The organism is Psychroflexus gondwanensis ACAM 44 (assembly GCF_000355905.1).
Lineage (GTDB): Bacteria > Bacteroidota > Bacteroidia > Flavobacteriales > Flavobacteriaceae > Psychroflexus > Psychroflexus gondwanensis.
In genome coordinates this window covers 1-10,688 of sequence record NZ_APLF01000027.1, presented here as the reverse complement: position 1 = coordinate 10,688, position 10,688 = coordinate 1, and the positions used below count along the sequence as shown (strand labels likewise).

Sequence of the window (10,688 nt, the reverse complement as noted above, 5' to 3'; positions counted from 1 at the left end):
AAAAAAAACTAAAGCCAACAAAGAACTGAGGTAAAAAACAACTCTTTCTACTTTAATTTGAAACACTAGTAGTCTAGGCTCAAAGATTTGTAAAACTGATTCTTTTAGCTTTTTTAATTGATTTTTCTTTATTTATTTAGGCTACACAGAAACGTACACTTCATTATAGGGTCTACCAGGTTTTTCGATAGTAATCCTCCGTTAATTTAGAACTTTGAATGATCCATTTTTAGTGGATAATCAAAAGTTCCTTGGATAAAATGTTTGAAAGTGTTAATTTAGTTGATAATAAAACAACGTCCTAAATAGATCTATACCTTATACTGAAGATTTGAATAGGGTTATACGGATGTTGGCGGGCATTGAAAAAAGACGAACAAAGAATGAAAGTACATGGATATTTAACAATAGTATTTGGACTGATTTTATGCAGTTGTAATCAAAGTCCTCAATCGACAACTGTTACGGAAAATAAAATTGAAACACCTACAGGTATGGTTAAAACTTCAATGAATGAAAAACCAGAAGACAAAACGGAAATCCTGAATTTAATAAGAGAAGTACTAAAATGGGCAGACTCAAAAAATTCAATTGATTTACTTCCTGTTGTTGCTGACAGAAACGACAGCATTTATATTGGATTCGACTTTGACGCACTAAAGCAAAACCTTAGTAAGCTAAAGAATACCAACTTTTTCGCTAAAGAATTTATTGAGAACTACAATCAAATAATTTTGACACTTGACAGAAAACTAAAAGCTAATGAATTTGAATATGGTCCTTGGCTTGTTGGAGATATGCCTCCATTCAATTTCGTAAGTGATGTGAATCCTTGGTGTTCATGCCAAGATAATATGGATTGGAAATCAGTAGAAATTGAACAAATTAATGGAAATGAATATATATGGAAATGGGGCGGATTAAATCAAGATACGCATCAAAGTTGGAAAGATTATAACTATAAATTCAAAGTGATAAAAGTAGAGTCCAAGTGGAAAGTATCATATTTAGATGGATTTAATATTAACGAAATAAAGAAATAACGACCCGCCAACAATGGCTAAAAAATCATAGCTACCCTGCGGGATAGCAACGATTTTTAGCCGAGACGCTACCAAACATTGAAAACGATATTATGAAAAAATGGAATTTTAAAGTAGAAAGTAGTCCTAAAGAGATTAGTAAGAATATTGAGTCCGCACTTGAATCTGTTAACGGATTAGTGTTTAATATGAATCACGATAAAAATAATTCAATAACATTTAAAATGCGTAAACGGATTCTATATGCATGGTACTTGTTCTATTTAAACAGCATTGTTGTAAATGGAAAATTATCAAAAACAGATATTGAAAAGGAGACCGATGTAGAAATTTCTTTTAATCAACACTTTTTGTGGAAATTAGTAATATTTACACATATGTCGGTGGGATTAGTTTTTTTAATTGCTGTAATCTCAGGTAAAATTAGCGGTGCTTCAATGTATATAATTGCAACAACAATTTTAGCAGTTGGAGTTATATTATGGATTAGAGTTCAGAAAAAATATGAAAGAAATATTCAAGAATATAAGACAATGATTTCTGAAATATTAGCGATTTAAAAAGGAAAAACGTTTGGCAATAACTAAGCATATGGCGTTCCAATAGGCCATCGCTATATGATTTGTTGGCTGATCCGGGATTTTTAGATAAGGGGGAATTCGATGTGTTGGCAAAAACTTTAGAAGAGGAGAAGGTTGTTTGTAGAGTGCTTTCCAAATACGGAAACACCTTTATTCCACTCATTATTTATGAAAATAGATAGTGTCCTTGAAAATAATTGCGAAAATAAAAGTGACGAAAACCTGCATTTGCACTTTAAGGAAAAAATAAGCGAGTAGTGTTGGCAAACCTCCGTTGTATTAGAATCTTGAATGCAGTATTTTCAGTGGTTAATATAAGTCTCTTGGATAATATATATGAAAGTGTTAGTTTAGTTTGTAATAAAACAACGTCCTAAATAGATATATACCCTATACTTAGGATTTGAATAGGGGTTATACGGATGTTGGCTGTAATGCAAAAAAAATATGGGCTTAATAACAAAAGATAGAATTCCCGAATTAACAGAACTACTGACAAACAAAGGAATAAACCTTTTCCATTCTTGTCAGCTTACTGACTTTGAATCCTATTTGAAGTTACGTGGTATTCCTTCAAGAAATTTAGTCCACAGGGAAGAATATGAGCTAACTGAATTTGATACAGATGAAAACGATAAGGAAAACGAAGTATGGGACAAAGTATTTGTCAATTTAAGCGATTTCGGAAATTATTTCGCCTTATACAATATGAATAATAAGTATACAGCTTCAATTCCAACAATATATGGTCCGATTTCTATTCAAATGATTCCAACAGGATTAGAAAAAGCTGACGATATATGTCTGTCATTAAAATCGGCTGGACTTAAAGGTTTTAAAAGAGAAGATTACGGAATTTCAATTGAGCAAGTAGAAGACATTTTTTTCTGCGTTGAATGTGAAAACCCAAGCGATGAACCATATATTAAGCGAACAAATGAATTGAGAGAAACTTTTGACGTTAAAGATCCTGGAGCTCTGAACCCAGAATTAAATTTTTCAATAGAAAATGAAATATTAGGATTTGAAAATATAATTTCGATAACGGTTGACCCAATAATTGTAAATGGTAGAGAGCTTTATGATGTAGTGAAGGTAATGCTACACTATTATGAAATTGATACATTTGTTTTAAAACGTAAATTTCATTATCAAGAAGGCGACGAGAGGAAAAAATTGATGAAAATCATTTCGGAAAATCTTTCAAAAAACGAACTTAATTTGACATCACTAAAAGAAATATTAAAGGGTTTTGAATATGGTTTGAACTGGATAAATAGAGTTGAAAATGGAGGTTTAGAATATAATCTTAATCGATATTTAAATTATTTAAAAGCTGGAACTATCGACAAACTTTAAGGATAGCAATACAGACAACAAAGAACTGAGGTAAAAAATAACTCTTTTCTACTTTAATTTGAAACAGGAGTAGTCTAGGCTTATGGATCCGTAAAACTTATTCTTTGAGTTTTTTTAAATGATTTTTCTCTATTTATTTAGGCAACACAGAAACGTAAATTTCATTGTATGGCCTACCAGATTTTGCTATAGTAAAACACCCGTCACCTTAGAATGTCGAATGTGGCATTCTTAGTGATTAATTAAAAGCCTCTTGGATAATATATATGAAAGTGTTAGTTTGGTTGGTAATAAAAACAACGTCCTAAATAGATATATAGCCGATACTGGAGAGTTGAATGGGGGGAAATATGGATGTTGTGCAACGAGCTGAAAAAACGAAAATGAATCCAAGCTATTACCAAAACCAAATAAACAAAATTGAAAAAGATATTGCAGACTTTCAAAAGAAAATTGCGGATGAGAGTAAAAAGGAAAATGAAAAAAACAAACAAATTTGCTCTGTGAATAGGTCAATTAATAAAAGTACGTCCGTCTCAACTTTACAAAGTAAAAATCGACAGATACAAGGTTATCAGACTGACATATATAATTGTAAGAAGAAAATTGCTGAATACCAAAAAAAGATAGCTGATAAGTCAATTGAATTAGGCAAGAAAAAACAAGATTTACGCAATTCAGAAGATACAGAAATTAAAAAGCAGAATAAACAACAAGAAGATTTTCAGCGAAGTTTACAAAGAAAAATAGATGAGCAAAAAACACAATTAGACATTTTAATTCATCAAAACTATTCATCACAAACAACGTTCGAAAATGTAGAAGTAAAAGAGAATAAACGATACGATTTTTTTATTTCACACGCTTCAGAAGATAAAGATGACATTGTGAGAAGTCTTGCAGGTTCGTTAAAAGAAAACGGATTTGAGGTTTGGTATGATGAGTTTGAATTAAAAATTGGAGACAGTTTAAGAAAAAAAATTGACGTTGGATTAACAAATTCAAGATTCGGAATAGTCATAATTTCGCCATCATTCGTTAAGAAGAATTGGACAGAATACGAATTGAACGGAATGGTTGCCAGAGAAATGAATGGCCATAAAGTTATTTTACCTATTTGTCATAAAATTTCAAAAGATGAAGTACTTAAATTTAGTCCAACTTTAGCAGATAAGATGGCATTAAATACACCTATCCATTCAACGAAAGACATAATTAAAGCATTAAAGGAACTATAAAGCTAGTTTCCAATAAGCTGAAAACAAAAAAAAGGAACTCGATTAAGAGTTCCTTTTTATATCTTCTATTTAGTTACATTTCAATAAAGAAAGAGGCTTTACTAAATCTATATGATGTAAATATATAAATAATTCTCGATATTGCGAAATATATGAGAAACGAATTACGAAATAAGTATTTATCTAGACCAAGATATAATAGATATCTCAACGCTACTACTAATAATAAAAATAGAGCCAAAAGACTATACAATGCAAATATTAGGTTGGCTCAAGCAATGCATCCTATATTGACACAACTTGAAGTCGTTTTAAGGAATAGTTTAAATTTACAACTATCAAGCCATTTTGTTGATAATGATTGGATAATAAATCAAAAAAATAGATTTATGAGAAATCCGTCATTGGCTCATTCACACTACTTTTTAAGAAGTTCCGTTATAAAAACGGAAAACAAATTAAATAGAAGAGGAATTCCTATAACTAACGGAAAAATAATTTCAGACCAAACTTTCGGTTTTTGGATAGCTTTATTTCTTGCTCATCACTACTCATTAATCGGTGGACAACCAATACAAATTTTCATCAACAAACCTGCAGTAGAAGATAGAGCGAGTATCTATTCAAAACTGGATGACATTAGAAAGTTTAGAAATAGAGTAAACCATTGTGAACCTTTATGCTTTAACGGAAACAATATCGATTGTACTGAAACAATCAGTATTAGAGCAAAACTTTACGATTTGATAAGTTGGATTGAACCAGAACTAGTTCCATTTTTTGAAAGCATTGATAATGTTCAAAGTAAAGTAGATAATATAATGCGAATTTAAAAGCCAGTTGGCAACAAAGAACTGAGGTAAAAAACAACTCTTTTTTACTTTAATTTGAAACAGGAGTAGTCTAGGCTCAAAGATTTGTAAAACTGATTCTTTTAGCTTTTTTAATTGATTTTTCTTTATTTATTTAGGCTACACAGAAACGTACACTTCATTATAGGGTCTACCAGGTTTTTCGATAGTAATCCTCCGTTAATTTAGAACTTTGAATGATCCATTTTTAGTGGATAATCAAAAGTTCCTTGGATAAAATGTTTGAAAGTGTTAGTTTAGATAAAAATAAAACAACGTTCTAAATAGATATTTACCCTATACAGAGGATTTGAATAGGGGTTATATGGATGTTGTGTGTAAGTGAAAAAAAATCGAACTTTAATTTAAAACCATAGATATGAAAACAAAATTGAATTTTAGAAAAACAATTCTGATTTTATTGATTTTTACAATTTCTCTAATGGGATGTTCTTCATTAAAGAACACAGAACAAAAATCATCGAAATTAAAAGATTTTAAGGTTATTGTTGAGAAAACTGATAACGGAATTAAGATGCAGAGCGTTAAGGGTAGCGCTTGGGTTGATTTGGCTTTTAGCCTAAACAACTACCAACCACAAGCAATTGATGAATATGGAATGACAGAATTGGAAAAAAATTCTTCGGACAAGGACGCCAATCTTGCGGATTTCTTGTTCACAATATCGAAAACGGAAAATGGAATTGTTTTAAAAGGTATTGAAGGAACAGCTTGGACTGATTTGACTTTCTCACTGGACGAAAATGGAAGACAAGCGATTGACCAATTAGGAATGACAAAACTGAACTGAAAAACACCTACACACAACAATGGCTATAATTAATACGGGTTTTAGTGCTTAACCCAAAGTTTAATGCATTTAACCAAGTCCGCCAAATCTTTTTGATTTGGCTTTAGAAATAAAAAGATAAAACAAAATAAAAAGTTTTGGCTAAGTACTTAATCGAGAAGTAATTACTTTTAATTCCCGTACTAACCATAGCCGAAACGTTGTGCCCAATCAAAAATTTCGTTTCACTCCACAATTATAGCGAAATGATTGTATCTTTGATAATATCAAATGATATTATCAAGAATGAAACCACCTTACGAAATAACATCTTCTATTTTAAAGTTAATAACTTCCATTTCAGAAAAAATAGGTGAAGTAAATGCTAACTTACTAAACAAACCTTCTCCTAAATTAAGAAAACAGAATAGAATTAAAACTATTCATTCTTCTTTAAGAATTGAAGGAAACATACTTACGGAAGAACAAATAACAGCGCTTCTCGAAAACAAGAGGGTTATTGGTCCAAAAAAAGATGTCGTTGAAGTTTTAAATGCAATAAAAATATATGAAAATTTAGATATTTACAAACCATCTAATGAAAAGTCATTTCTAAAAGCTCATCAAGACTTAATGGAAAGCCTCATTGAAGATGCTGGAAAATACAGAAAACAAAGCGTTGGAATTGTAAAAGGTTCAAAAATAGAACATGAAGCTCCACCTTTTGGAAACCTTCCATACTTAATGAAAGACCTTTTTGAATACTTAAAAAAGTCAGACGAAATTGAGTTAATTAAAAGTTGCGTTTTCCATTATGAAATGGAGTTTATACATCCATTTTTAGATGGGAATGGAAGAATGGGAAGATTATGGCAAACTCTGATTTTAATGGAAAAATATCCAATCTTTGAGTTCTTACCTTTCGAGACTTTAATTAGTAATGATCAGGAAAAATATTATAAAGCTTTAGCGGAAAGTGATAAATCTGGAAAATCAACACAGTTTATTGAATACATGTTAGGAGTAATTGATATTTCAATAAGTGAATTATTAAATTTCAATAATCGAACATTAAATGAAAAAGACAGATTAGAATATTTTGTCTCTTTAAATAAGATTCAATTTACGAGAAAAGATTATATGGATATTTTCAAAGATATTTCTTCGGCAACTGCAAGTAGAGATTTGAAAAAAGGAACAGAGTTGAAAATATTCGAGAAAATTGGAGAACTAAATAAAACGATTTATAAACTAATAACTGGGTACAATAACTAAGCATATGGCTTGCCGATAGGCCAACACTTCGACAGGTAGGCTCAGTGGAGTCAGCTATATGATTTGTTGACTGATCTTGGATTTTTAGATAAGGGGGAATTCGAGGAGTTGGCAAGAACTTAGACAAGGAGAAGGTTGTTTTAGAGTGTTTTCCAAATAGGGAAGTATTTTAATTCCACTCATTATTTTTATAAAATAAATAGTGTCCCTAAAAATAATTATGGAAGTGAAAATAACGAAAACCTGCGTTTGTGATACAAGGAAAAAATAAGCGAGTAGTGTTGATGAATATTCGTTTCTTTAGAATCTTGGATACATCATTTCTAGTGCTTAATTAAAAGTCCCTTGGATACTATGTGTGAAAGTGTTAGTTTAGATAAAAATAAAACAACGTTCTAAATAAATATATACCCCATGCTGAAGATTTGAATAGAGGTTATATGGATGTTGTAACAAATTTTTTTTTAAAAAAAAACTGAATGGATATAGAAGATATTAGAGATAATTATAAAAATTTCGATGACTATACCATTGAAAATATTGCAATGAAGGATGCTAATTCATTACGACCAGAAGTTTTAAAAATTCTAAAATTTGAAATCCAAAAAAGAAACCTTTCTCCAGAGATTCTAAATGGAATTGAGATCCAAAACAGAAAACTGACTAAAGATGAGCTTTCTGAATATTGTAGTCTAATTGAAAACAGTACTTGTTCGATTTGTTCCTCCGAAAACAAAAAATTAAATATTTCGATGATAGGAGAAGTAGTTAGTATAATTGTAATATCACATTATGACAAACGCATAAAAGTTGGCTGTTCAGAATGCTTAAACAAACTCAACACGAATGCCATTATAAAATCATCTCTTCTAGGTTGGTGGGGATTTCCCTGGGGACCAATATATACTATTCGTTCTTACATTTATAATTACGGAATGCGGCTAAATAATACCTCTGATAAACCCAATGGAATTTTTAAAGAGTTCGTACGCGGGAACCTAGGATTCCTTGAAACGAATAAAAATAACCCTAAACGAATATCTGAATTTTTAAATGGAATTAATAATGCGATATAAACGTGTTACAATAACTAAGCATATGGCTTGCAGATAGGCTAGTGCTATATGTTTTGTTGACTGATCAGGTATTTTTAGATAAGGGGGAATTCGATGCGTTGGCAAGAACCCTTAAAGAGGGGAAGGTTGTTTTTAAATTGCTTTTCAAATTGGGAAGCACATTTTTGAAAATAAATAATGCCCTTAAAAATAATTGCGCAGGTGAAAATGACGAAAACCTGCGTTTGCGATATAAGGAAAAAATAAGCGAGTAGTGTTGGCAAATATCCGTTGTATTAGAATCTTGAATGCTCCTTTTTAGTGGTTAATTATAAGTCCCTTGGATAATATGTGTGAAAGTGTTAGTTTAGTTGATCATAAAAGCAACGTCCTAAATAGATATATAGCCTATACTGAAGAGTTGAATAGGGGTTATGGGGATGAAGTAGAACATTTGAAAAAACATTATGAAATTAAAATTCTTATTAGCTACAACATTAATATTTAGCTTCTTAACAAACGCTCAAAAACTGAATGACGAAAATTTAATGGGCGAATGGAAAGCAATTAATGTTAATATTTCGAATTCTGACGAAGTTCCACAAAAAGAAGCATTAAAAATGGTTGAGGATGCCTTTTTAAACTCTAAGTTCAATTTTAAAGGAAACAAAGTCTTTAGGATTAAATTTGGAAAACTTGCTGATGAAAGAATGAAAGAACTCTTTTTCCTTGATAATCAAAATTGGATAATTAAAGACAACCAAATACTAATTGGAACAGAAAATGACGGATTCTCTTCAATGCATATTACTGTTCAAGAAGTAGAGGGTAAAACATATTTTATACTTCCAATGATTCGATTGGAAATGAAGAAATTGATCGATGATAAACCTTCAAAACCAAAAATCATAGAATCAAAATCGGAGAAAACCAAAAATGACGATTATTCAAAAGCTAAAATAATAACTAAAGAAATTGACGAATTTAAGTTAATAAAATTCAATGAAGTTGAAAATCCACCATTAGCACCTGACTGTAAATCAAAATGGGATATTGAAAAAAGAAAAAAGTGTACAAACAAATACATTCAAATGCACGTAGTGAGAAATTTTAATATTGGGCTTGCCGCGGATATTGGACTTACAGGCAAAGTAAAAATAATGATTGAATTTGTGATTGATACAAACGGAAAAGCAATAAATATAAATGCAACTGGTGGACCAGGAATTATGAATCAAAATGCAATAGAAGTTATTGGACTGTTGCCTGATTTAAAACCTGGAACTAAAGATGGAACACCAATTAATGTTTTATATAAAATGCCGCTAATGTTTCAAGTTGCGGATTAAAAAACGTTGGGTAACAAAGAACTGAGGTAAAAAACAACTCTTTTCTTCATTAATTTGAAACAGGAGTAGTCTAGGCTCATGGATTCACAAAGCTGATTCTTTGAGCTTTTTTATTTGATTTTTCGCTATCTATTTAGGCAACACAGAAACGTAACTTTCATCATAAGGTCTACCAGATTTTGCGATAGCAAAACCTCCATCGCCTTAGAATCTTGAATTCAGCATTTTCAGTGATTAATTAGAAGTTCCTTGGATAAAATATATGAAAGTGTTAGTTTAGATAAAAATAAAACAACATTCTAAATAGATATATCCCCTATGCTGAAGATCTGAATAGGATTTATGAGGATGTTGCCATTAATTTGAAAATGAACCACTTCAATCTCATAACAAGTTTAATTTTATTTGGATTAACAATCCTTTGCTTTTGGTTTCCCTATAAACACGGAAATAAACAAATTGGAATTATAACAGGAGTTATTTTGAGCCTAATAATTGCTTGGACAATATTGGCTGAACTGGAATTTCTTGTGATTTTTATATGGCCATTTCTTTTGGTTTTTCAAATCACATTTCTCACTTATTGGACTTTTCGAATATGTAACAGACCCAAAACAGGAAAATATATATCATCAATATTGACTTTAGGTTTTATTCTTCTATGTATGTCACCTTGGATTAGTGACTGGACTTTTAGCAAAAATGACGCCCTAAAAATATTAGCGGAACATAATATTGAATTGAAGGACGACTTTAAAATACTGAAAAATGGAAGTGGTGGATTTATGGACTATGCACACACTCTGAAAATTCAAATTTCTGATTCAGACAAATCAAGAATTGCCAAAGAAATACGAGAATCTAAAGGATTTTTAGAGGTTGTAGATTTCAAAAAAGATTATCCTTCTGCCGATTACGAAACTTTTGAAAAACTAAATTTTGAAACGAAAAACTACCTTAATCGAGAGTATTATGTAAAAGAACCTATGGAAGATGGAACTAAACACTTTCATTTTCAACTTTCAAAAACAAAAAACGAATTACAATATATTGGAAGAGATGAATAAAAAACTACTGGCAATAACTAAACATATGGAGTGCCGATAGGTTAACACTTCGACAGGCCTGCCTGCCAAGGCACAACAGG

The 10,688-nt window shown here is 30.8% G+C and carries 10 protein-coding genes; all 10 read left to right on the top strand.

Translation table 11 applies throughout. From position 1 onward, the window contains the following. Positions 1–383 precede the first annotated feature (383 nt). The 10 genes from PGOND44_RS14445 (at position 384) to PGOND44_RS15635 (ending at position 10,608) form a co-directional block, all read left to right on the top strand. Entirely contained in the window at positions 384–1,043 is a 660-nt protein-coding gene (locus PGOND44_RS14445) for a hypothetical protein (protein WP_003445209.1), read from the top strand. Positions 1,044–1,135: 92 nt separating this feature from the next. Beyond that, positions 1,136–1,603: a hypothetical protein gene (locus PGOND44_RS14440; protein ID WP_003445206.1), complete on the top strand. Its 468-nt coding sequence runs from the start codon at positions 1,136–1,138 to the stop codon at positions 1,601–1,603. 468 nt (positions 1,604–2,071) lie between these two features. Continuing rightward, the gene (locus PGOND44_RS14435; RefSeq protein WP_003445203.1) at positions 2,072–2,983 is read left to right on the top strand and encodes a hypothetical protein; all 912 of its coding nucleotides are present in this window, start codon (positions 2,072–2,074) and stop codon (positions 2,981–2,983) included. Positions 2,984–3,333: 350 nt separating this feature from the next. Then, positions 3,334–4,221 carry a toll/interleukin-1 receptor domain-containing protein gene (locus PGOND44_RS14430; RefSeq protein WP_236612009.1) on the top strand — a complete coding sequence of 296 codons (888 nt, stop codon included), beginning with the start codon at positions 3,334–3,336 and terminating at the stop codon, positions 4,219–4,221. Between the two features lie 152 nt (positions 4,222–4,373). After that, positions 4,374–5,054: a hypothetical protein gene (locus tag PGOND44_RS15080; protein ID WP_003445197.1), complete on the top strand. Its 681-nt coding sequence runs from the start codon at positions 4,374–4,376 to the stop codon at positions 5,052–5,054. 397 nt (positions 5,055–5,451) lie between these two features. Further along, on the top strand, positions 5,452–5,883 hold the full coding sequence (locus tag PGOND44_RS14420; protein WP_003445194.1) for a hypothetical protein: 432 nt from the start codon (positions 5,452–5,454) through the stop codon (positions 5,881–5,883). 285 nt (positions 5,884–6,168) lie between these two features. After that, the gene (locus tag PGOND44_RS14415) at positions 6,169–7,137 is read left to right on the top strand and encodes a Fic family protein (RefSeq protein WP_003445192.1); all 969 of its coding nucleotides are present in this window, start codon (positions 6,169–6,171) and stop codon (positions 7,135–7,137) included. 479 nt (positions 7,138–7,616) lie between these two features. Next, positions 7,617–8,213, top strand: a complete 597-nt coding sequence (locus PGOND44_RS14410; RefSeq protein ID WP_003445190.1) for a hypothetical protein — start codon at positions 7,617–7,619, stop codon at positions 8,211–8,213. 446 nt (positions 8,214–8,659) lie between these two features. Continuing rightward, complete coding sequence (locus PGOND44_RS14400) at positions 8,660–9,541, top strand: energy transducer TonB (RefSeq protein WP_003445184.1); 882 nt, start codon at positions 8,660–8,662, stop codon at positions 9,539–9,541. A 665-nt stretch (positions 9,542–10,206) separates the two neighbouring features. Next, positions 10,207–10,608, top strand: coding sequence for a hypothetical protein (locus PGOND44_RS15635; RefSeq protein WP_155943853.1), 402 nt, complete (start codon positions 10,207–10,209; stop codon positions 10,606–10,608). Positions 10,609–10,688: the final 80 nt, after the last annotated feature.